Below are 23,260 nucleotides of genomic sequence, written 5' to 3'. Positions count from 1 at the left end.
CCCTTTGATTCGAGGTGAACAGCTCTTTTGCTGATGTCAGTGAACATTCACTCCCCCTACAAATGGATACTGCATCTACGAAATAGTGAGAAAAGGGTCAAAATCAACGACTCTGACCCGTTTGATTATGATTCAAAATGAGCTTAGAAGCTCAACAGCTTTTTGATATGGCACTTTTGAGGTAAAGCGCCTTTTTGAACTTCAATTTGTACTCTGTCATTTTCAGAGATCGTCGAAGCAATATTCGTGACCTTTTCTAGCAAGTTTTGGGGGTCGTAAGACACAATACCATTCATACTGCATCTAAATCTGCGACCATTGCTGTCAGTTGCGTTGATTGACAAATGATTTTCGCTCACCGTCAACGTAAAAGTCCCACCTTGACTGTGATCTAAAATCACATCAGCTCTTTCTATGATGACACCACCGCCATAATTTTGCTCAGTGATTGTTACCTGTGCGGCAGTCGCTAAGTTTGCCGACAAACCCAGAGCTAAAACAGATACGCCTAATGCACTTTTCAAAATATTCATTGTATATTATTCCTTATACACAGTTAATAAATTAATAAACCTTGAAAAACAAGATAACCTACATTAATCGCCCCTCAACCCTAAAAAACATACCAACATTAATTTATTAATACAACATTTAAAAATAAAACAAAAAAAATAAATTTTAAAATAAAATCACATTATACGGATATCAACATTAAAAAATAACATACTCTTAGAAAGACGGCCCCCAATAAGAAAACAAATCAAATTATTGCAATTATCACTTAGCAAAAAAAATGGCAATGTATTCTACCCACTCGCTCACGACCATACTCTCTAAGTAACCATCATGAGATTGCCATCCGTCATCACTGACAAAAAGCAACAAGGACACTGACGCCATTGGTTCCACATTCGCTGCACATTTCAATGCTGGAATATCTGCGTATCTCGAGTGAGGCGTTATTAATCTATCGCTTCCTCTACAAAGTACCTTTAAAGCAGAACACTGAGCAAAACAATGACGATAACCTCTTCAGAGCCACAGTTAGTGCACCCTTTGGGGCAACATATAATTGTCGATATTTTCGATGCTTCAAACCTAATTGGAGAGAAGCACATCGAAGATATGATGATCAACTGTGCTCACGCTGCAAACGCAACCATTTTAAAAACCCATATACACCCATTTGAAACAAATGGCGGTGTCTCTGGCATGATTATTCTGGCCGAAAGCCACATTTCTATTCATACATGGCCAGAGTACAACTTTGCCGCGATGGACATTTTTATGTGTGGTGATGCACAGCCTCAGCGTTGCTTGCCGGTGATCGAAAAGTGCTTTCAACCGAGCAAAATAGTCGTCAATGACCTCACAAGAGGAGGGTCGGTTAATCGCTTAGGCGAATTTCGACCGCTTATGCACAACCAGCTGCAATCAACCCTAAAAACCGCACAACAAACGGAGTATTAACGCACATGACTAAAATCAAATGGCATTATGAACAAATGACAAGCGGCGTTCACGTTGCACTTCGTTCAGAGCAAGATTTGGCAGAAGTAGAGACTGAATTTCAAGATGTCAGCATTTTTGAGACCCGCCACCTCGGTAAAGTAATGCGCATAGATGATGGTATTCAAGTCACCACAAAAGGTGAGCATATCTATCACGAAATGATGGCACATGTTCCCATTCTATTTCATGGCAATATTAAGAACGTACTCATTGTTGGCGGGGGCGATGGTGGCAGTGCCCGTGAAGTGTTAAAACACCGTAGTGTAGAAAACGTCGTCATGGTCGACATTGACGAACAAATTATTCATTTAAGTCGCAAATATTTACCAGAAATAAATAACGGTGCGTTTGATGATCCAAGGTTTGTGCTACGTATTGGCGATGGCGCTGAGATTATTTCTCAATACCAAGATTGTTTTGATTTAATCATTCTCGACGCAGCAGATCCAGATGGCGGCGCATCAGAAACACTTTTCACCCAATCTTTTTTTGGAAATTGCTTAACCGCACTAAAGGCGGATGGCATTTTAGTTGCACAAGGTGGGACACCCTATTTCGAACCCTATATGATGCAACCGATGGTGTCTCGTTTGACACAGGCATTCAATAACCCTGCGGGCATCTACCTAGGTGGCTGTTTTGACTATTTTGGTGGCTCACATGCGTTTATTTGGGCAACCCGGCACGGTACCATCAACACACTGACCCTTGAAGAGCTTGAATCACGTTTCGATAAGGCAGATATTCAAACCAAATACTATTCACCAGAAGCACATTTTGGCTCCTTCTTCTTATCAAAAGATATGCGTGCCTACGTTAATCAGGCCATAAAATGTGAAAACGTGGATGAGCTATCCATGCCTGAAGCGGGCGATTGGGATGACTACACACCAGAAACGTCTAACGGCTGCGAAGATTAGTACCCACACTTCATTTTAGGCATGAACATTAAAGTCAAAGCCACTGGCACGCAGTCTATTTCTATGTCAGTGGCTTAGTTTATAAAGCGCTCAGTTACTTTAACTTGAACGCGTTTGATACACCCAAATACGATACAGCGCGATGAAATCATTATTTAAGCTATTTGAGAAAATTGGCCACAAAGAGACATTGGATCATCACTTAAGTGAGGCTAAACATAACCTGCCTTTTATTCGCCAGTGCTCAAAAGAGTTTTCAGGTTGGATAATTATCGCATTCACCATTGCTTTACTGAGTGGCATTTTACAAATTGCGACCTTCGATTTTTTGGGTGAGTTAATCGATTGGCTCGATACCACGAGCAACCAAGCACAGCTAAATGAAAAAGGCGATGAATTAGCGATTGTCGCCATCATCATCGCCTTCATTATTCCCGCAATTACGCTGTTAAAAAACCTCACTTTTCATCAATTACTCGGGCCAAATCTACAAAAAAACACCATCATTAAACTCTACCAAACCTTAATTGGCTCCCCCGCAAGCTATCACGAGGAAGACGATCCGGGCTCTACCGCAATTGTGATTGTCGATACCTCTGAAGCCATCATTGATGTGGTATTACAGTTTTGTGGTGTTGCTGGTTTCTTAGTCGCTTTTCTGGGGGGATTGCTTGTATATGTAGGTCATATTAATGGTGTCCTAACCCTTCCTTTTATCGTTTGGACTGGCCTATTTTTAGCGCTGCTGATCTATCAGTGGATCCCCAAAGCCAACACCACAAATCGATTAGAAGCACAAAGTTGTGCGGAGATCACAGGTAAGTTTACCGAACGTTTCGCGCGTATTCGCACCGTAAAAATGTTGTCTAATCAGGCTTACGAGCAAAAATTCGCACAAAAATGGGCTACTCGGCACCGCAGAGTCGTAGCTAAAGAGTTTCGTGTTTTTTCCAGTTTTGCATCCGTGGTTGGCTTGCTCAATGGATGTTTAATTGTTGGCACGGGTGCCCTCTGTTTGCAGTTATGGCTCAATCACCATATTTCCATTGGTGAATTTTCTATGGTGTTGGCTTTAGTCTATCGGGTCATTACGCTATCAGAGTGGTGCCAAGAAGAATTTGACGCCTTTTTTGTGTCTTGGGGTCAGGTGAGTGTAGGCCGGGAGCTAATCAATGAATTCCTTGAAGATGTTGATCCCCCAGAAGAAACGGGCAACTTTAGTGTAACTCGGGGAAAAATCACGTTTAAAGGTGTCGAGTTTGCTTATGAGAATAAACCGCCGCTCTTTAGCGACCTCTCTTTTAAAATAAAGTCAGGGGAGAAAGTGGGCATTATAGGCCCGTCTGGTGTAGGCAAATCTTCAATACTCAATATGCTTTCGGGTATTGATGAAATTGAGGAAGGCGGCATTTACATTGATGGCAAAAACATTGAAGACTATTCAACAGACAGCGTGTGTGGAGAGATCAGCTTTCTAAATCAAGATATAGGCCTATTTAATCAAAGTATCTTTGAGAATGTCGCATTTGGTTTAGATAATGTGAGTAAAGAGTCCGTAATACACGCCCTGAAAAAAGCCAATGCACTCGAATTTGTAGAAAACTACACTGACGGCCAAGGTCGACAAGGCTTAAACGCATTTATCGGTGAGAATGGTGGACAGTTATCTGGCGGGCAACGTCAGCGTCTGGCTTTCGCTAGGGCTATTTTGAGAGATAAGAAAATTCTCTTATTGGACGAAGCAACCAGCGCGCTAGATCCTGCTTTAAAAGCGGAGTTTGTCTCCACACTTAAAGCTCTTGTAAAAGGCAAAACCGTCATATCTATTGCGCACTCTTACGATGTCCTCACCATGATGGATCGTATTATTGAAATTAAAGATGGCAAAATCATTCGGGACGGTAAGCCGAGTGAAATACTGGATACCGCCTCCTAAAATCAATGGGGTCAGAGTCATTGATTGCTGACCCCCTTCTTGAAATCAATGGGGTCAGAGTCATTGATTACTATTCTGCTTCTTGTAAGCACGAGATTTTCTATCCCCACCACGAGGCATTGGTGTTACTCTTTGGCCAGCTAACGCTTCAACTTGTTGTTTAAACCTATCACTACCAAGAACCCACATTTTGTCGGTTGCACTTTTTATTTCGGCCTGTGTATCTGCTGGGATTGCAATTTTAAACAAAGCTCGATAGTTCGCTTGCCTGCTTTGCGGTGTTAAACCGAGTGCTTTGTATAACTCATGCTCAGTAATAAGTTCAATCGCTTTGCCTGCAGCATTATGCTGATAGCTTGACCAAATATACTCTACTGGGTGAGCAACCATATTGGCGCGCACCGGGTTGAGCTCTATATACCGGCTAACTAACAAAAAGTAACGTTCGGTATCCACCAAGGTTGATTTATAACGCCCTTCCCACAAGGTGCCTGTTCTTTGATACGTTTTGTTGAAGTAATGCACGTAATAGCGCCCCAAAGATTGCATTAACTTACTCACACCAGAAGTAGTGGTTGGTGTAAGTAGTAAATGCACGTGATTTGTCATCAAAACATAGGCATGGACCTGCACGCCATACTCTAGTGCGTACTGTTTTAATTTATCTAAATAAACGCTGAAGTCTTCATGTTCAACAAAAGTAGCCTGTCGGTTATTGCCGCGTTGAACAACATGCTGGGGAATATTGGGTAAATTTAATCTCGGCAGTCTCGCCATAATATCACTAATCCTTTAGTGTTCGGTAAGTTAACTATAGCTAAGTATTTTGATTTGGGATCAATGACTCTGACCCCATTGGTATTTTATGTGCGGTACAATACTTTGATAATGTGCCAACCAAATTTTGTTTTGACTAGCTGTGGCGTGAGTACTTCGCAAGAAAAGCAAACTTTATCAAATTGAGGAACCATCGTGCCGCGTCTAAATTCCCCCAAATCTCCCCCTTTTTTGCCAGAAGGGCAGGTCGAATGTTTTTTTGCTAAAGTTTGAAACTTAGCGCCTTTCTTTAACTGCTTAAGAATATCTTCCGCTTGCTCTTTGTGCTTTACCAATATATGTAAAGCGTGTGCTGTACTGGCCATATGACTCAATGCTCACTGTCTAAATTATTGCGTTTTCAATAACTGCAATAATACACCAATACGGTGAGCATGATGAGAACTTGGACGCTAACTGTTCGTATTGGATTGGCTTTGAGAGCACATACAGAAAATAAATCGGTCAGATTCGACAAGCACAATGATTCTGACCAGATTGATTTAGCACATTAAAGCATGCGATTAAACAGTCTGCTGCTGGGACTGTTTTACAAACGAAGAATGTTGATTAACTACATCAGTTAAGTCTACAGATTTAATCGTTACATCAAGTGAATGTACGTAGGATTCTAAGCCCTCAAAATGAATTTGATCTAGATTAAATTCAAAAACCTGTGTTGATTGGTACATTCGAACTGAAAAGGTTTTGTTGACCAAATCGGCGACGGTTGCCCACTGTGTATAATCATGTACTTTTTTTCCTTGCGAATCGCGACTTGTTCCCAATGGAATATCAACCGTATTCAGTATATGAAAGGCCAGTGTAGTCGCATCAGCTATACCAACCTCAATATCAGCTTCTATCGGTAACCTTTCATTGTAAACTTTTGCATAGTCACTGGCATTTTTCTTAAATCGCTTAACATTATCTACCTCACTTGGCTCCAAAAGTTGAAAAACCGGGAATGAAAAATTGCTCATCATAGCTGCTCGAACAAAGCGATCTACCGGTGTCGAACTCCCCGGAAGCCCCGAAAACCCAGTACCTTGGGCATGAGAAAAACAATGAAACTTATACGCTGTGCGACGAGCAATATCCGCATTCGGGACATCAGGGTAACCATCATCATTTTGAAAGTTAAATGGCACTACATTCACATAGTTGTTGACCACATTTTCTTGCTGCCAACTAATTAAAGGGTCGTTAGTCAGCACACCAATTGGGTTTAGATCCGTGATTTGTAACTGCCCATCTACATATTCCAATACAATGCTGTTCCCGAGTGCATCGTGAACAGGAAAATGAAAATTCATCGCACTAGGTACTGAACTTGGTACAAAAGGATTGGCAACGACTATTTTATCTTTCTTTGCGACCTTGCTCTCTCTCAGTTTAGAGCCATGTTTATTGACTTTAAGTTGCCCGTATTGCAAACCATCGATGACATCTTGGCAAGTTGCACAGTTGGATAAAATCCATGTTGTTAAACTCGGATAATAGATAACACCTTTTGAAGCAATGGGTTTATTGTGCTCATCGAGTGGATCCTGGTATTTTGATTGCGCCAATACCATGGCCCCTGTTGTCAGGCCTTCGCTATTCATTCCATTGGTTGCAATATTTGCATTTAAATCGTTTTTTAAGTCGAGCACGTTACTTATTTCAGTCGCAAAGCCATTTAGCGCTATAAAATTATACTTACCCTTCCACGTTAATAGTAAAGGAGTTATTTTATGAATATCCGAACGTAGGATAAAATGTTCTCTGGTTTTATCCTCAGTCAATACATCCAATGAGTGCCCTGCAAGTTGCGTATATTCAAAATTTTGAGGTCGGAAAAATATCTGTGATTTTAAGTTAGGACCTAGTTCCATAGAGCGCCCTATCACAGGAATACTTTTATCTGGGTTTAATGTTAATGCTTTGATTGAAAAGTCGGTGCACATGTTTTAATTCCTTTCTAAAGTTAGTAATGATCATATTTAATTGGTGAATTTTGAGTTCACGAACAGTCATCAAACTAGCAGCCTCCATATAAATCACCATTACAGGTTATTACGTATGCTGACTGCGCTCACCCACTAAAAGCAAATTTAGAATAGGAGCATTGAGATTGGATTATGTAATACACTTTCCTAATAAACCCTGAGTGGACAAATTACATAAAGGCAAACAAAGTAGTTAAAGCAGAAGCCATGGTTGCGCCCCATCAAATTGTACTCGATGCAATTAAAGGGACCCTTTGATTGCATCGAGGATCACCCCCAAATCAGTTTGGGTAGCGGTGTCTGCGGTATATTTGTAAAGTGCCACAACAACGCCCAGTCGCACCAAACAGTTAGCACTACCAATAAAATGTTTGCTCAGCACCTTTTTTATCACCGTATTGCTCGGGTCGTTCAACTGTAGACTGGGCGTTTCCAGCAATGGAAATACCTTCTGGTAGATGAAGGTAATCAACGAACTGGGGTTATGATTGATACTTTTTCCTTGGTTAGCCCCGTCCACTTGATTAAGGCGAAACAGTTGGTCAATGGCTGACGTGATATCTGGCAAAGTAACACAACGCTCAATTTTGTTTTTGAAAGCGTTGGCTCGGTTTACGCCGGTGGAGCCGTGACGATGGAATATTGAGCCCTTAATCTGGCCATTTTTAACAATGTATGCATCGCAACCGTCGGTAATGGCCTCTTTTAATTGAGTGACTTTTGCTGGGTCAAAACTAGCGGTCAAGGTGTCGGCGTAAGCCTTAATCACAGGCAAGAGCGCTTTTTGAGTGAATAGCGAGAAGCTTTTTTCGCGTTTAAATTGCTGGATTAATGGGCAATACTTTTCATCATACAAAGCGAGGCAGGTGTATTGGCCGCTAGCGCCATAATTCAGTCCCTGACGATTTTTCGAAGTCAGGCCCACCTGTCCGTTATAATCCATAGCTTTTTGTGGTAAAAAGCAAAGATCCATCGGAAATTTCGCATAATTGCCAAAGCTAGTTAGCGCGGCGTCTGCAATCCGTACGGATTTAACCCAACAAATACACGTATTGATGGAGTCTTCAACACTCAAATCTTTACTCTTGAACGATAGTTGAAAATTGTCTTGGGTATAAGCTACCTCGATGTCGACATTTTTGTCGCCGCGATATTGATAGGTTTCTATATTAACTCGTTTATCACCCAGCGTGCTTAAATTATAGTGATAATCGCCATTAACAACCTGATGGGTCAAACACTCGTTTAAACCTTGCCAAAACGTATCATCTTGCTTGAGCCGTTTGCGCTTGGTGGGCGTTGTTGTCGACTCTACTTCCCGCTGTAAATCTGTCGCCCCGATTTGGCCTTTCACAAAGTCTTCGTCAATGTTATCAAGCCTAGCCGCCAACACATTGGTCAAGGCTTTCTCATAACTGACCAAAGGTGTGTAGATATTGAAAATCCCCTCTTTAAGATAAGCTTCAACCAAACGCTTTGTAGGCGCATCACCGATTTTATTGACAACACTGAATAGGTCGCCAGCCTGACTCTTTTCAACAAAACTGCTATTGAGCTTGGCTTCGAGTAGATGGTGCAATTGCGTTTCGAAAATGTAACCTCCAAAATCCCTCTCTCGACCTTTTTTAAATCGACCATTGTCATCGTGCCCGGTACCCGCACGCCAACAGCCTTCGCTGCTCGACTCCCAAAAATATCTGCTTGAGAGTACGTTGGTCTCACTGACGTGGAATGCAAAAAAGTGTCTGCGCCCAGATAGCGTCACAGCCATGTCTTTCAACAACCAGATCTTGAATGAGCCGATAACCAGCTCTTCTTTATCCATATCTGCAACTGTAGCCGCCGCTTTGCCATTTGCGTCATACCAGCGAACCAATAAATCTTCTAGTGCCATCGTTGTGATCCTGTAAATTGCGCTTTAGACACACCTTAAGGCACAGCCCAACTGTACGCTCGGGGAATATTATGTAATTGGGTATTAAAAAGCGTGCAGGGCATGGTTTTAAGGTCAGTGCTGTTCGGTATTAGACGTCGCAGATCAATGTTTAACTGAACATGTATGAGTCGAAGTAGAAACTATCAAGAGTGAGACCAAACGACGCTGATCCCATTGATATTTTATATGCGGGTCAATATTTTGATGATGTGCCAACCAAACTTTGTTTTGACTAGCTGTGGTGCGAGTACTTTGGCGGAAAAGCAAACTTTATCAAATTGAGGAACCATTGTACTGCGTCTAAATTCTTTCCCTTTGAGCGTGTTTTGCCAAAGCTTGAAGCTTAGTATATTTCTTTAACTGCTTAAGAATATCTTCCGCTTGCTCTTTGTGCTTTACCAATCTGTATAAACCGTGTGCTGTACTGCCTATAACCCACTCAATCTAAATACACGGAGTAAAGACACATGTTGCTGAGAGCCAAATCACGCTGTTATCTTTTTAAAAGATTTGAAGTAAAACCGCATTACAAACAGCAAAGCTGTAAATTGAAACCTGCAAGGTTAAACCCTCTAACTACTTATCTAGTTAGGCCGTATTTTATGTAGGGATCAGCAACTCTGATCCCTTTGACTAGTGGCGATATTCCGCGACTACTTAGTAATATGACAAACCCAACAGCTAGCTAGTCTAGTGTGATCGATAGTATATCCACCACCTACTTGAGGTGTAACATCAGCCTGAAGCGCAGTTTTATCCTTCGAAAGGTTTTTAATTGGTTTACTTTTTAGTTTAAGTTTCATTTTAATTTCCTTTTCTGTTTTTATTTCACAAAACACTAACATCAGCGCATTTTTTAATCAACACAAAAAATAAAACTTTTGTCCCACCTTATTTTTATCTAAATTTTAATGAAGTCTGAGTCACTAAATATTTTTCCAGTTTAAATTGGCCAGAGCCGTTCGAGGCTATAGCTTTACTTATATATTGATTTTTAGAGTATTAATTAGTTTTAAATATTATTGCATGCATTAAATGGCCGGCACTGATCGAACTACAATGAACTTCGTATTGATAGGCATTGTTCTGAACATTTAGCTAATCACGCTTTTAAACCTGTACCTTGATTATGCTGAGTTACCAGCTTAAAAAACAAACTAACAGCATGTAATTAAAGTGTCCTTTTTCAAAACCTTCAATCAGTGAGATATTATGCGAATACGCCATAAACTCTGTGAACAATGCCAACAAAGTAAAGCAGTGATGTACCGCTGTCGTTACAACACTCTTAGCCAATGGCAGTTTGTTTGTGGCCCTTGTTTACGCGTTATCAAAAAGCGTTACGCGCAAACATATCAGTACGGTGGAACTTGGAAAGCCCAAAAAAAGTAGCCTTCGATCTAATGCCGACAACGCACGGCGCATCATCACACGGCTTTCACTCATACACTGCGCAAACTTACAATAAATCACTTGAGCGTTGTCTAGAACTATAAATTGCACAGAGATAAGCGCATGTTCTTTTTTAAAGCATCATCGACTCTGACCCCATTGATTGCAGCTTGTCACTTCCTGTTCAGACAAACACCACGGAAGTCAAAAATATGCACTACGCTAATATAAGTAACCCATCATTATGAGAAGCCAATGAACAAATTCATTCTTATTTGGCTATTGCTAGTGAGTTATACTTCAATTGCAAGTGAGACAATTCGCGTACGAGGCAGCCAGTCTGAACATGATAGCACCCACAACTACTACATCGGTCTTATCGAACTCGCATATGAAAAGTTAAACAAACCAATCAGAATTCAGTCTTCTCCTTACATGGTACAAGACCGTGCTCTCTCAGAGTTACAATCAGGGCGCTTAATTGATTTATATTGGGCTGGCACCAATCACCAAAGAGAATCTGAATTGGGCGTCGTGCGAATTCCACTCAATAAAGGATTGCTTGGGTATCGCGTTTTTACCATCCACAAAGACAATGCGCAGTTATTCTCTGAAATTAAGTCTATAAAATCGCTTAGAAATATTTCACTGTGCCAAGGGCAGCACTGGCCTGATACCGATATTATGTTAGCGGCAGGCCTTAGTGTGACTACGAATGTGATTTACGAAAACATGTTCAAGCAAGTTTATGCCGGAAGATGTAAAGCATTTCCAAGAGGTATAAACGAGGCTTTTTCTGAAGTGACAAGTCGCAATAAAATCATGCCCGATTTAATGGTTTATGATGATTTGATACTGCATTATCGGTTCCCGATGTACTTTTTTACGCACAAAGACAACAAACAGCTCATTAATGACCTTAAATCAGGGTTAACCCGTGCGCTAAAAGATGGAAGCTTTGATCACTATATGAAAACCCACCCAGCGACTAAGCACCTGTTTCCACTCAGCCAATGGAACAATAAAACGATATTAACGATAGACAATCCATTTTTGTCGCAATCAACCCCCACAGATAATAAAGATCTCTGGATAACGCTTGGCAATTAACCTAACTTTGGCGCCAAATAAGGTTAGCCCTATTAATGACTTACGCGTTTAGCATTTCTGAGCGCAATAAGTCATGTCGTATCGACACTTTAATTTTATGCGAATTGACTTGAGCCGAGTACTTTTGGGTGAAATCAAATGACTCACCCCCTTTCCCCCCCTGTTTTGCAAAAAATTGACACCTTTATGTGGCATGGTTTTCTGATATAGGTAAGAGATAATTTTCCTCAATACTTTCAATACTTAGACATACAATATCGAGATAGAGATAAGCTTGGTTTGAAAAATGCATATGAGAACCCAAATTCAATTTGGTAATGTCATCACTATGAATAAAAGCGAAAGTACAGTGTATGTGTTAAGCGGGTATGCCAAGTGCTCGGCCACTCAAAAAGGAAAGTACAAGCACGGAAATAAGCACTCTATCGGGCTATTAACAACCGATGAAAACTATCAAGATAATATCAACCAACTTAAGACATTTATTAAAGATCTAGGCTGGGAGTCCATTATGTTTTGTATGGTCGAAGAAGTCGATGATATCAATACCTTGTCCAACGAAGTTCTAGTATCAAGCTTTCTTCGCGCACAGAAAAATGGCCAATCTTTGGTCGTGAATGATCACCCAATAACCGTGCATTAATTTCAATGGGGTCAGAGTCGTTGATTGCTTAGACTGCTTTAGAGAACTGACCTCATTCAGATTGTAACCACACTCTCTTTGGCTTTTTAATAATCATTTAAAGCTAGGTATTATTGAAAAGGATCAATGACTCTGACCCCTTTGATTAGACCCCATGGCTACAAAAAGCAGCCTACCTGCTCTTTTCTCGGTACTGATTTGCATGCTTTAAGCTTTGCAAATCGTCAAATCGTACACCGTGCAGAGCCATAATTGGCCGTATTTTTTTACTAATCATTTGTCGAATATAAAAGGGTTGATTAGGCACAAAATGATGAATGGTGTGCGTACGGCCGAAGTCAAAACAAAATAATTGAAAGGGTAAAAACCAGCGACTGGTGATCACATGCGTTTGCGCCAATACATTATTCACACCGCCATAATAATGCATTGAAGAGGTCACCAAATTAAGCGAAAACGAGCGGACAACATTTGGCAAAATCAGCACCACCATCAAGAACTCAGCAACCGCAAGTAACTCAGCTCCCCAGCTAGGCAATTCAAATGGCTGAACAAATTGCAGCGCATAGTAGACAATCACACCATATAAAATCGCAAAGTAAGCCGTAGCAAGCGGCGCGCCTGCATTGAATACCCGTAAAAACTTAAAGCCTCGGATCTCTTTAGTAAAACACTTTGCATTGATTACTAAACCAAGCAACCCATCTGCAATCACCAATGCTCTCAAAAAAGGCGATTGAATCCCGTTGCCCACTAAACGCTCTTCTAGGTCTTGTGCAGTGCCAGACACTTTATGATGGCGTAAGTGAATTTTTCTTCGGTACCAAGGGTTCACCGTATTTGGCCGCATCAACCACACGGTGAGCATCATAAGGTTATATATAAATGGCCGATGACTAAAATATTGCTTGCGGAGCATGTCATGTTCAAGCTCATGCGCTATAGAGGTAATGACAGCAGCCAAAATAATACACAGCCACGCAGGAATAACAGCCAAATAGTAAAGCGTTGCAACGCCAATCAATGAACATAATGACAACAGCAAAATTACCATGGCAATGCTATTTTGCTGACGAAGAATAGGGTAACGCGCTCTAAGTGATGTCTCTTCAGAGTTAATTGCAGTCACTATGGCTTTGATATTCTGCTTCGCGGTTAATTTTGACATTTCTAGCTGTGCTAACTAATTGAGATCAATATCATACCGCAAAATACCCCATATTTTGGAATCAACGGGGTCAGAGTCAATGGTTTTTATGTTATACCCTCAAGCCCACAATCAGCTTTACAGACGATAACAAGGACCTCGGGGTCATAAGCAACGGGATCAAATGACTCTGACCCCATTGATTCTGACCCCATTGATTATTTATGTTATACCCGCAGCCCACAATCAGCTTTACAGACGATAACAAGGACCACGGGGTCATAAGCAACGGGATCAAATGACTCTGAGCCCATTGATTAAGGACGAAGGAATCATAAAAAGCGGGATCAAACGACTCTGACCCTATTGGTTACATCTCGTATCGCTTAAGTATGGCAAGCATATTGTCTGGGATCGGCGCTTTTTGCCCTGTTTTCATATTAAACATCACCACAGTAGCATACCCCGTTGTGCATACTGCTTGCTGTGATTCGCTAAACGCCTCGTAGCGCATTGTGAAGCGGTCTTCTTTTATATCAGTGATATATGAACCAATATACAAAGTATCAGGAAAAGTCACGGGTCGTTTGTATTGCGCATAAGTATCACGTAGCACGGGACTATGGCTGGGTTCAGACAAAATAGAAAGTAAGCCGGTTTGCTTTAAAAAATCAATCCGAGCGGTTTCGAAATAACGAAAATACGACACATTATTCACATGCCCCAATGCATCCATTTCGCCCCACACCACATTAATTTTTGTATTAATTGCAAACTTTTCGAAAAACTCCTGCATGATGTTGCCTCAAATTATGGTTATTTATTTTGAGAGTAGCAACTCATCGTACCAGTAACAAGATTAGTTTAGTTGCGAAACATACTTTTGCGCAGGATGTAATCAATGGGGTCAGAGTAAATGACTTTAAAAGTGAAAAGTACTCTTTCCTCAACCAAACTCTTATAAGATTGCAGACTCATTAAAAATTAGGATCAAATGACTCTGACCCCTTTGATTCCACATTATTTTGAAGAATTAACTTTTGAAAGGGATCAAATAACCCTGACCCCTTAATTAAAAGAGTTTCTTATAAAGGCTCTGCTTCACCAATCTCTGTCTGTACATCGAAAGCTGATGTGTTTTTAATCGTACCACTAAGAGTTCCTGTGGTTTTAGGAAGAACCTGCTCTACTCCAGCAAACCAAAAATAATGGTCACTCACTCGATCGGGAAAATTCGCACCGAACATCCCACTAACCTGAATAGGCGCAGTAAAATTGACTGTTTGCGTCTTCATTGTACCAACCATCGTGACTTTAATCTTTGAGTTTGGCGGAACTTTCACTGTGGCGCTGGCAGTGCTCGTTCTAGTCGTCGAATTGGTATTTGATTCTCCCGCTGTAATTGAAGTGCTAAAAGTTGAACCTAACTTAAACACGCCTTCTAGCGAAACCTCAGCGGTAAATGACATGCCACTTGTCACTGAGCTCGAAGTTGTTTGTGACTCTTGCCAAGCGCCAGACACAGTAAGTGTAATGGTCTGCTCTTGGTTGCTTTTATTTATTGCATAATTAGAACCGAGAACTGCCTGTGTATCTCCAGTTGTCTCGCCCTGCGTATAGTCAATGGACCCGAGGGTTTTATATGCGGGGTGACTATACTGTTCAGTTATTGCAGGGGTAACAGCATTGAAATAGGTTTCACTGTTTACAGATATCCCATCCGGGGTCACCTCTTTTGGATTTCTTGAAAATGAGTGTTTAAACCAGTCTCTAACAGCATTGGGACTAGAATCAAGGGCACTGAGATCTGAGAATTGTAACGCTTGCTGGATTGGCATAATAATTCCTTTAAGTAAGTGAGATTATAGTTACATCTAACGATTACTGAGAAGCGTTTTAAGCTCTCCATTAAATGTGATTACAAGCGTAGAGTGTGGAAACGGTGTGCGTTATTACAAAGTATTACAGCGCCGCTAATAAAGGTTTTAGTCCAACAGGCCAGAGTCATTGAGTATTTATGGGTTCCTTATATATTTGGAATTTATGAACTCTTTCGAGGTGTTCACTAGAGCGAAGATCGTACATGAGCGGCTAGCATCGGCCTTTTCTGACTGCCGTCACCAACGCGACAAAGTGTTTAGCTGAAGGCTTGTCGGCACCAGCCCTGTTATTAAACTGCTAGTCCTGAAAAACATAGGTCCTCACCTCCGTCATGACGACGAAGGTGAGATCGCACCTGAACCCGACATCTCTGCAAAATGGATCCTGATCTCCGTCAGGGTGACAAAGTTGTGATTGAAGCCAAAACCCACCCACAAAAAAACCGCCTCAATCTCTTAAGGCGGTTTTTAAAAATCCAAGTCGGGAATTGGCCCGATCTAAAACAAATTACTCTGCATATGTCTCAACAGCTGGACATGAACAGATCAGGTTACGGTCACCGTATACGTCATCGATACGCGTTACCGTTGGCCAGAATTTGTCTTTTGCTACAGCAGGTACTGGGAATGCCGCATAGAAGCGGTCGTATGCACGCTCCCACTCGTTACCTAGTACGTCAGCTTGCGTGTGCGGTGCAAATACCAGTGGGTTGTTCTCTACAGACCACTCGCCTGACTCAACCTTAGCAATCTCTTCACGGATTGAGATCATCGCTTCGATAAAGCGGTCGATTTCAACTTTAGACTCAGACTCAGTAGGCTCGATCATCAGTGTGCCCGCTACTGGGAATGACATCGTCGGTGCGTGGAAGCCATAGTCCATAAGACGCTTCGCCACATCCATTTCAGTGATGCCAGATGCTTCTTTAAGTGGACGCAAGTCAACAATACACTCGTGCGCAACACGGTCGTTACGGCCGCGGTATAGCACTGGGTAGTGATCTGCCAGTTTAGCTGTTAGGTAGTTCGCGTTGACGATTGCAATCTCAGTCGCTTGCTTAAGCCCTTCGCTGCCCATCATCGCAATGTATGCCCATGAGATAGGTAGAATCGCTGCTGAACCGTAAGGTGCCGCCGATACCGCACCGTTACCTTCTGTGGTGCCCGCAACATTGATGATGCTGTGGTTAGGCATAAATGGCGCTAGGTGTGATTTAACACCGATAGGACCAACACCAGGACCGCCACCACCGTGAGGGATACAGAACGTTTTGTGTAGATTTAAGTGCGATACATCTGAGCCGATGAAGCCAGGGCTCGTTACCCCTACTTGCGCGTTCATGTTCGCGCCGTCCATGTATACTTGGCCGCCGTGCTGGTGAACAACGTCACAGACTTCGCGGATAGTCTCTTCGTATACACCGTGTGTAGACGGGTAAGTTACCATGATACAAGATAAGTTTTCAGACACTTCTTCTGCTTTTGCGCGTAAGTCGTCAAGGTCGATGTTGCCTTGGTCATCACAGCCAACAACCACAACCTTCATGCTTGCCATTTGTGCAGACGCCGGGTTAGTACCGTGTGCAGAGCTTGGGATCAAGCACACATTACGGTGACCTTCGCCACGTGATTCATGGTATTTACGAATAGCGATAAGACCCGCGTATTCGCCTTGTGCACCTGAGTTTGGCTGTAGTGATACTGCATCGTAGCCGGTGATATTTACAAGCCAGTCGTGCAGTTCAGTCATCATAGTTTGATAACCTTGTGCTTGCTCAAGTGGACAGAATGGGTGAAGCTCAGCGAATTCAGGCCAGGTTACTGGGATCATCTCCGCTGTCGCGTTTAGCTTCATAGTACACGAGCCCAAAGAAATCATTGAGTGGTTCAATGCCAAATCTTTGTTCTCTAAACGCTTGATGTAACGCAGTATTTCAGTTTCGCTGTGATACTCATTGAAGTTTGGATGAGTGAGGATCTCGTCATCACGTACCAAGCTCGCTGGAACCCCTGTGATGTCGTTTGCCGCCACTTCAGCGTCAATCGCAGCCACATCAAGACCATGGCCTTCGCCTAGGATGATGTCGAATAGCTCAGCGATGTCTGCGCGTGTTGTTGTTTCGTTCAGGGCGATTGAGTACTCGCCTGCGTGGTTAATTGCAAAGTTCACTTCGTTTGCAACTGCACGGCCAACAACCGCATTTTTGTCTGCCTCTTCAGCCACAACCGTGATGGTGTCAAACCACGTGTCATGCTTCAGTGCAACGCCTTTAGATTTAAGGCCCGTTGCCAAGATGCTTGCAAAGCGGTTGATGCGCTGTGCAATTGTCTTAAGACCCTGTGGACCGTGGTACACCGCGTAGAACGCCGCCATGTTAGCGAGCAATACCTGCGCTGTACAAATGTTTGAGTTCGCTTTTTCACGGCGGATGTGCTGCTCACGCGTCTGCATCGCCATGCGTAGTGCGTCGTTACCTAAACGGTCTTTAGATACACCAATGATACGACCTGGTAGTGAACGCTTATACTTGTCGCGTGTTGCGAAGAATGCCGCGTGTGGACCACCGTAGCCCATAGGCACACCAAAGCGCTGTGCAGAACCCAGTACGACGTCTGCGCCTAGCTTACCCGGCGCTTTCAATAGCATTAAGCTCATGATGTCTGCTGCAACACAGGCAATCGCTTTTTTGTCTTGTACTTGTGCGATTAGGTCTGTGACGTCAACTACTTCACCAGATGTTGACGGGTACTGGAATAGTGCACCGAAGATCTCGTGATTTACCACGTCGCTTGCAGGGGCAACCACCACCTCAAAACCAAACTGTTCAGCACGGGTGCTTACTACGTCAATTGTTTGTGTGTGTACGTCATCTGCGATGAAAAAAATGTTTGCTTTTTTTGCTTTTGCTACACGCTTAGCGAGGGCCATCGCCTCTGCAGCTGCGGTAGACTCATCAAGCAAAGATGCACTTGCCAAGTCTAGGCCTGTCACATCCATCGTTAGAGTTTGGAAGTTAAGAAGTGACTCCAAACGCCCTTGTGCGATCTCTGGCTGGTAAGGTGTATACGCTGTATACCAACCTGGGTTTTCTAACACGTTACGTAAAATGACGTTAGGTACGTGTGTTGGGTGATAACCTTGGCCGATGTATGATTTGAATACTTTGTTTTGGCCCGCTACTGATTTTAGGTAGCTTAGCGTTTCAACTTCAGTACGGCTTTCACCAATCTTAAGACCTGTTTCTAAACGAATAGAGTCAGGTACCGTTTGACCGATCAGCTCTTCAACACTTGATACTCCAAGCTCAGCAAGCATCTCGCTTACTTGTGCGGCATTCGGGCCGATATGGCGGCGAATAAAGTCTTGCTTTTGCTCTAATTGTTCAAGAGATTTGGCGTTTGACATTAGTCCAGATTCCTATGATCCAAATTAAGTGGGTGTGTCCTGCATTGATGCCTAGCAAGCATTGCTAGACAAAGGCCTTGGTAACGCAGTCACAAAATAATGCTTTGAGATAAACCAAACCAAAACGGTTTAATTTAACAACAAAAGCCCCAAAAGTTGGGGCTTTTACGTTCTACAACGAATTAGTCTTCGTCGATTGAATTTTGGTAACCTTCAGCGTCAAGTAGGTTTGCAAGCTCTGACTCGTCAGATGCTTTCACTTTGAATAACCAACCGTCGCCGTATGGGTCGTTGTTAACAGACTCTGGAGAATCTTCTAACTCTTCGTTGATTTCAACGATAGTGCCCGTGATAGGCGCATAGATGTCAGAAGCCGCTTTCACAGACTCAGCAACTGCACAGTCTTCGCCAGCATCTACTTCGTCATCAACATCTGGTAGGTCAACGAATACCATATCACCTAGCAGCTCTTGTGCGTGCTCAGTGATACCTACAGTGAATACACCGTCGCCTTCAGCGCGAACCCATTCATGTGAAGATGCGTATTTTAACTCGCTAGGAATGTTGCTCATTTTTTGTTCCTTTGGTCATTTGTTTGGGCAACTGCCCATTATTCTACTCGTTACAATGATAGCTTAGATCACTGACTTGCCGTTACGTACGAAGCAAGGCTTCACAACTTTAACGTCTACTAGCTTTTTGCGCATTTCAACTTGTGCTGTTTCCCCAGTTGAACGAGGAACACGTGCCAATGCAACGCTAAAACCTAAAGTCGGAGAGAATGTACCAGAAGTTATAACACCTTCGCCACCTTCTACGATAACTTTAGAACCACCACGTAGTACGCCTTTGCTCTCTAGCACTAGGCCAACCAGCTTATCAGTGCTCTTGTCAGCACGTTGCTGCTCAACCACTTTACGGCCGATGAAATCACGTTCTTCCGGCTCCCACGCGATGGTCCAAGCCATGTTTGCAGCCAGCGGAGAGACCGTTTCATCCATATCAGAACCGTATAAGTTCATGCCCGCTTCTAAACGTAGCGTATCACGCGCGCCTAAGCCAGCAGGACGCACACCTGCGTCAAGTAATTGTTGCCAAAGCTCCGCTGCATCGTCATTGTGCACAACAATCTCATAACCCGCTTCACCAGTATAGCCTGTTGTTGCGATGAATAAATTGCCAGCCTGAGCACCAAAGAAAGGCTTCATACCTTCTACAGCTGCTTGTTGCTCCGCAGTTAGAATTGTCGCTGTTTTTTCTTTTGCGTTCGGACCTTGAACGGCAATCATTGCGTACTCTGGACGCTCCGTTACCGCCACTTCAAAGTCAGTTGCAACAGTACCGATGTGTGCAAGATCTTTTTCACGCGTTGCTGAGTTTACAACTAGGCGATACTCAGTTTCAGTGAAGAAATAGATGATAAGGTCGTCGATCACACCACCCTGCTCATTGAGCATGCCTGTGTATAACGCTTTGCCAGGCACTGTCAGCTTAGCAACGTCGTTTGCTACTAGCTTGCGTAGAAATGCCTGCGCATCCGCACCTTTCACATCCACAATAGTCATGTGAGACACGTCGAACATACCCGCGTCTTGACGCACTGCATGGTGTTCTTCGATTTGCGAGCCATAATTGATTGGCATTTCCCAGCCGTGGAAATCAACCATTTTTGCGCCAGCTTCTAGGTGCTTAGCATGTAGTACTGTTTTAGAAGTCATACTTGTCCTTCAATTTTTTATTTTATGCAACCAACGAATACGCCAGCCACACTTATCGAGATCACACGACCTCAAACGGGGTTAATCTTGAGTTACAGCGCAACTCAAATGCACGGAATTAATTGACACTAAACCCTTCTGCGCAGAGTTTCTCTTGCCAAACGAGTAGTGGCTCTGCCTGCGCAATCAGTTGGTGCTGCTGTACGCCATCTTGCAGTAAAGTAGTCACAAACACGTCGCCGCTTTGTTTACCATAGCAAGTTTGTAGGTCTGAAATCCCCAGACCCGGCGTCAGCGAAAAATGCGTCAACAACGAATCAAAAGCAGATTGCCCACAGATTTGACCAATCGCGAGGTCATCACGGCGCATTAATTCGATGTCATAGTCTTGCTCGTGCTCAGCAACCAAAGCAACCAAGGTATTCGCTGCTTCTTGCCCAAGCACAAAGCGATAGGCAGTTTCACTAAAGTAATAAACAGCATAGCTATCGCCATTGGCAAATACGCCTTGTATACCTAATCCTGGCGCAATTAGCTTGTTGAGGTTGATACCCAGTTCTTTGTTCAGAAAAGGAGTCGTTTCGAAGCCACTAAAATCAATAACAACCTGACATGCCAATTGACTGTAGGCATTTTGCGCAGGGACAGTGCCCTGACGGTGTTTGGCAAAAATAATGGGTGAAAACGTCATACAACCACCTTAGTGAAATTAAGATGAGCAAAAGTATAGGGTGGTGGATAGCCAACAACAAATTGTAATTATTTATCAATTGATAAATAATATTAATGTATTCAAGAATTATAAATAGCTTTTTTAAATATGAAGAACTTATCAATTGATGGCCTACGCACCTTAGTCACGGTTGTAGAGGTCGGAGGTTTTGCAAAGGCAGGCGAATTACTGGGATTGTCTCAACCAGCAGTGAGTTTGCAGATCCGTAGATTAGAAGATTTGCTCGGTTGCAAACTGTTTAAAAAACAAGGCCAGCGTCAAGTACTCAATCAGTATGGCGAGTTACTGCTGCCGCAGGCTAAGCAAATGCTGCAATACAATGACGCGATACTACAACAATTTACTTCAGAAAGTGTAACTGGGCGCGTGCGCCTTGGCATACCCAGTGAATTTGCCGCACGCATTCTGCCTGCGATTATTGGTGACTTTGTATCGTTATATCCAGATGTTGCATTAGAGGTAAAGTCAAGACTAAGTAAGCATTTACTTTCTGTTTCTAGGCAAGATCAATTTGATCTCGTTTTGGCATTAAACGAAGAACTCGAATCCGTATCGCACCCTGTTTTTATGCGCGATCAGTTGGTATGGGTAGGTGATTTAAACCTTGCCAAGCAGGAAGTGGTCACCTTAGTGACGGCACCCGAAGGGTGTATTTATCGTCGTAGAGCCATTGAAGCATTACAAGAAAGCGGTCGTCCATTTCGTATTGTCTATAGCAATGCCGACTTAACGGGGTTAACCGCCGCCTTAAAAGAGGGGTTGGGGGTCACGGTATTGGCAAAAAGCACCGTGCCTGGCGAGTTGACCTATCAGCAACATACTCCCCACTTGCCCGCACTGGGGCAAATCGGCATCAGCCTAATTAAGAATACCCAAGAGTCGGCGCATGCAGTAAACAAACTCGCGGAGTTTATTGCACTGCGACTGGGGTAAACCTGTCTGGGCGGTCTATTGACCGACCGCCTGTTTTACAAACAAGTTTTTAATTGGCCCTAAATTATCCACCATGCTAAGCCCCAAACCTCTGATTAACTTTTTGGCTGGGTGATTGCCCTCAAACAGCGTTTTTAAGCCCTGCATCATGGCAATGTGCTTTTGTGCATCGAGCTTGCGCGTGCGCTCATACTCGCGCAATACAGAATGCGCAGCAAACTCACCATGTTCACTAGACAATGCCTGTATCAAGTGTGCCGCATCTTTTAGTCCCAAGTTCATACCGAGACCGGCAAGCGGGTGAATCGTGTGAGCTGCGTCGCCCATCAACACGACGCGGCCTTTCAGCCATTGCTGTGCATAACGCATCGTCAAAGGAAAAACCGCTCTGTCACTTTGCACTTCGCACAGCCCACACTGCATATCAATGGCCGCCGACAACGACTTATTAAATGTTTGTGCATCCTGCGCCATTAACTGCGCGGCATGTTCAGGGGAAGTTGACCACACAATTGAGTGCATATTGTCTTCATGCAGGGGTAAAAACGCCAGTGGACCGGTCGGTAAAAAGACTTGTCTGGCAACCTGTTCATGGGGAAGAGCAGTTTTCACGGTTGCCACCAAGGCATGATGGTCATAGTCCCAAAAGCTCAGTGGCATATCAAATAACCTTCTCACACCAGAATTTGCGCCATCGGCAGCAACCAGCAATTTGCTCATCACTGGCATTCCGGAGTCTAATGTCACTAGTACGTCGGTGTCTGTTTGGTGAAGGGTGCTATAACGGCTATCAAAGGCCAATGTCACATGGCTATATGCTTGCAGTTTTTCATACAAAGCAAAACGGATCGCCTCATTTTCAATGATATGACCCAATTCAGATAGTTCTAAAGAAGCGGCATCAAATGCAATTTTACCAAAGCTGTCGGTATCTCTTACATCCATGGCCGAGTAAGGCGTAGCGCGACTTGCAATAATCTCAGGCCATACCTCGAGAGATTCAAATAGTTGCTGACTGGCTAGGCTAATCGCGCTGACACGCATACTGTATTGTTCGGCCAAAGGAGCTGGAGCTGCACCCGCATCCAGCACTAAGACGGAGATATTTTTTTGCGCCAAACCCAATGCTAAGGTCAAGCCAACACACCCCCCGCCCACAATACAAACTTGCACTTGTTGCATAAAGT

At 43.2% G+C, this 23,260-nt stretch carries 20 protein-coding genes and 1 pseudogene; 6 read left to right on the top strand and 15 right to left on the bottom strand.

Annotated features, from left to right (window positions below; all coding sequences use genetic code 11):
* Positions 1 to 143: 143 nt before the first annotated feature.
* Together L1286_RS04210 and L1286_RS24090 are read right to left on the bottom strand one after the other, a co-directional pair.
* Complete coding sequence (locus L1286_RS04210) at positions 144 to 533, bottom strand: hypothetical protein (RefSeq protein WP_235405659.1); 390 nt, start codon at positions 531 to 533, stop codon at positions 144 to 146.
* Positions 534 to 777: 244 nt separating this feature from the next.
* A complete protein-coding gene (locus L1286_RS24090) occupies positions 778 to 900 on the bottom strand; it encodes a hypothetical protein (protein WP_268831985.1) in 123 nt (40 codons plus the stop codon).
* A gap of 117 nt (positions 901 to 1,017) precedes the next feature.
* Between L1286_RS24090 and speD the strand changes: the two genes are divergently transcribed.
* From speD to L1286_RS04195, 3 genes are all read left to right on the top strand, one after another.
* Positions 1,018 to 1,470 carry an adenosylmethionine decarboxylase gene (speD, locus tag L1286_RS04205; protein WP_235405658.1) on the top strand — a complete coding sequence of 151 codons (453 nt, stop codon included), beginning with the start codon at positions 1,018 to 1,020 and terminating at the stop codon, positions 1,468 to 1,470.
* A gap of 5 nt (positions 1,471 to 1,475) precedes the next feature.
* A complete protein-coding gene (speE, locus tag L1286_RS04200; protein WP_235405657.1) occupies positions 1,476 to 2,432 on the top strand; it encodes a polyamine aminopropyltransferase in 957 nt (318 codons plus the stop codon).
* Positions 2,433 to 2,574: 142 nt separating this feature from the next.
* On the top strand, positions 2,575 to 4,368 hold the full coding sequence (locus L1286_RS04195) for an ABC transporter ATP-binding protein (RefSeq protein ID WP_235405656.1): 1,794 nt from the start codon (positions 2,575 to 2,577) through the stop codon (positions 4,366 to 4,368).
* 60 nt (positions 4,369 to 4,428) lie between these two features.
* Here L1286_RS04195 and L1286_RS04190 read toward each other — a convergent pair whose 3' ends face one another.
* The 5 genes and pseudogenes from L1286_RS04190 to L1286_RS04170 form a co-directional block, all read right to left on the bottom strand.
* Positions 4,429 to 5,145 (bottom strand): transposase, encoded by a 717-nt coding sequence (locus L1286_RS04190; protein WP_235405655.1) that lies wholly within the window; start codon positions 5,143 to 5,145, stop codon positions 4,429 to 4,431.
* Positions 5,146 to 5,231: 86 nt separating this feature from the next.
* Positions 5,232 to 5,510, bottom strand: a complete 279-nt coding sequence (gene ppiC / locus L1286_RS04185; RefSeq protein ID WP_039612035.1) for a peptidylprolyl isomerase PpiC — start codon at positions 5,508 to 5,510, stop codon at positions 5,232 to 5,234.
* Positions 5,511 to 5,708: 198 nt separating this feature from the next.
* Positions 5,709 to 7,133, bottom strand: a complete 1,425-nt coding sequence (locus L1286_RS04180) for a linear amide C-N hydrolase (RefSeq protein WP_235405654.1) — start codon at positions 7,131 to 7,133, stop codon at positions 5,709 to 5,711.
* A gap of 283 nt (positions 7,134 to 7,416) precedes the next feature.
* Positions 7,417 to 9,069: a hypothetical protein gene (locus L1286_RS04175; RefSeq protein ID WP_235405653.1), complete on the bottom strand. Its 1,653-nt coding sequence runs from the start codon at positions 9,067 to 9,069 to the stop codon at positions 7,417 to 7,419.
* Positions 9,070 to 9,293: 224 nt separating this feature from the next.
* Positions 9,294 to 9,543 (bottom strand): annotated as a pseudogene (locus tag L1286_RS04170) (peptidylprolyl isomerase).
* Positions 9,544 to 10,758: 1,215 nt separating this feature from the next.
* Between L1286_RS04170 and L1286_RS04165 the strand changes: the two are divergent.
* Both L1286_RS04165 and L1286_RS04160 read left to right on the top strand, forming a co-directional pair.
* On the top strand, positions 10,759 to 11,613 hold the full coding sequence (locus L1286_RS04165) for a hypothetical protein (RefSeq protein WP_235405652.1): 855 nt from the start codon (positions 10,759 to 10,761) through the stop codon (positions 11,611 to 11,613).
* A gap of 328 nt (positions 11,614 to 11,941) precedes the next feature.
* Positions 11,942 to 12,256 (top strand): hypothetical protein, encoded by a 315-nt coding sequence (locus L1286_RS04160; RefSeq protein ID WP_235405925.1) that lies wholly within the window; start codon positions 11,942 to 11,944, stop codon positions 12,254 to 12,256.
* Positions 12,257 to 12,428: 172 nt separating this feature from the next.
* On the opposite strand, the gene L1286_RS04155 is transcribed toward L1286_RS04160, so the two are convergent.
* The 7 genes from L1286_RS04155 to L1286_RS04125 all read right to left on the bottom strand — a co-directional run bounded on the left by L1286_RS04155 (position 12,429) and on the right by L1286_RS04125 (position 21,098).
* The gene (locus L1286_RS04155; protein WP_235405651.1) at positions 12,429 to 13,424 is read right to left on the bottom strand and encodes a fatty acid desaturase; all 996 of its coding nucleotides are present in this window, start codon (positions 13,422 to 13,424) and stop codon (positions 12,429 to 12,431) included.
* A 349-nt stretch (positions 13,425 to 13,773) separates the two neighbouring features.
* Entirely contained in the window at positions 13,774 to 14,199 is a 426-nt protein-coding gene (locus L1286_RS04150; RefSeq protein ID WP_063374809.1) for an acyl-CoA thioesterase, read from the bottom strand.
* 289 nt (positions 14,200 to 14,488) lie between these two features.
* Complete coding sequence (locus L1286_RS04145; RefSeq protein WP_065790989.1) at positions 14,489 to 15,241, bottom strand: ETX/MTX2 family pore-forming toxin; 753 nt, start codon at positions 15,239 to 15,241, stop codon at positions 14,489 to 14,491.
* Positions 15,242 to 15,791: 550 nt separating this feature from the next.
* Positions 15,792 to 18,689, bottom strand: a complete 2,898-nt coding sequence (gene gcvP / locus L1286_RS04140) for an aminomethyl-transferring glycine dehydrogenase (RefSeq protein WP_235405650.1) — start codon at positions 18,687 to 18,689, stop codon at positions 15,792 to 15,794.
* A 182-nt stretch (positions 18,690 to 18,871) separates the two neighbouring features.
* Complete coding sequence (gene gcvH / locus L1286_RS04135; protein WP_065790984.1) at positions 18,872 to 19,261, bottom strand: glycine cleavage system protein GcvH; 390 nt, start codon at positions 19,259 to 19,261, stop codon at positions 18,872 to 18,874.
* Between the two features lie 63 nt (positions 19,262 to 19,324).
* Positions 19,325 to 20,407, bottom strand: coding sequence for a glycine cleavage system aminomethyltransferase GcvT (gene gcvT / locus L1286_RS04130; protein ID WP_235405649.1), 1,083 nt, complete (start codon positions 20,405 to 20,407; stop codon positions 19,325 to 19,327).
* Between the two features lie 118 nt (positions 20,408 to 20,525).
* On the bottom strand, positions 20,526 to 21,098 hold the full coding sequence (locus tag L1286_RS04125; RefSeq protein ID WP_235405648.1) for a hypothetical protein: 573 nt from the start codon (positions 21,096 to 21,098) through the stop codon (positions 20,526 to 20,528).
* 129 nt (positions 21,099 to 21,227) lie between these two features.
* Between L1286_RS04125 and L1286_RS04120 the strand changes: the two genes are divergently transcribed.
* Entirely contained in the window at positions 21,228 to 22,073 is an 846-nt protein-coding gene (locus tag L1286_RS04120) for a LysR family transcriptional regulator (protein WP_235405647.1), read from the top strand.
* Positions 22,074 to 22,088: 15 nt separating this feature from the next.
* On the opposite strand, the gene L1286_RS04115 is transcribed toward L1286_RS04120, so the two are convergent.
* A complete protein-coding gene (locus L1286_RS04115) occupies positions 22,089 to 23,255 on the bottom strand; it encodes an FAD-dependent oxidoreductase (RefSeq protein ID WP_235405646.1) in 1,167 nt (388 codons plus the stop codon).
* Positions 23,256 to 23,260: the final 5 nt, after the last annotated feature.

The organism is Pseudoalteromonas sp. SMS1 (genome assembly GCF_021530565.1).
Taxonomy (GTDB): domain Bacteria; phylum Pseudomonadota; class Gammaproteobacteria; order Enterobacterales; family Alteromonadaceae; genus Pseudoalteromonas.
Note: the sequence above shows the minus strand (reverse complement) of the source record. Positions and strands in the feature narration are given on the sequence as shown.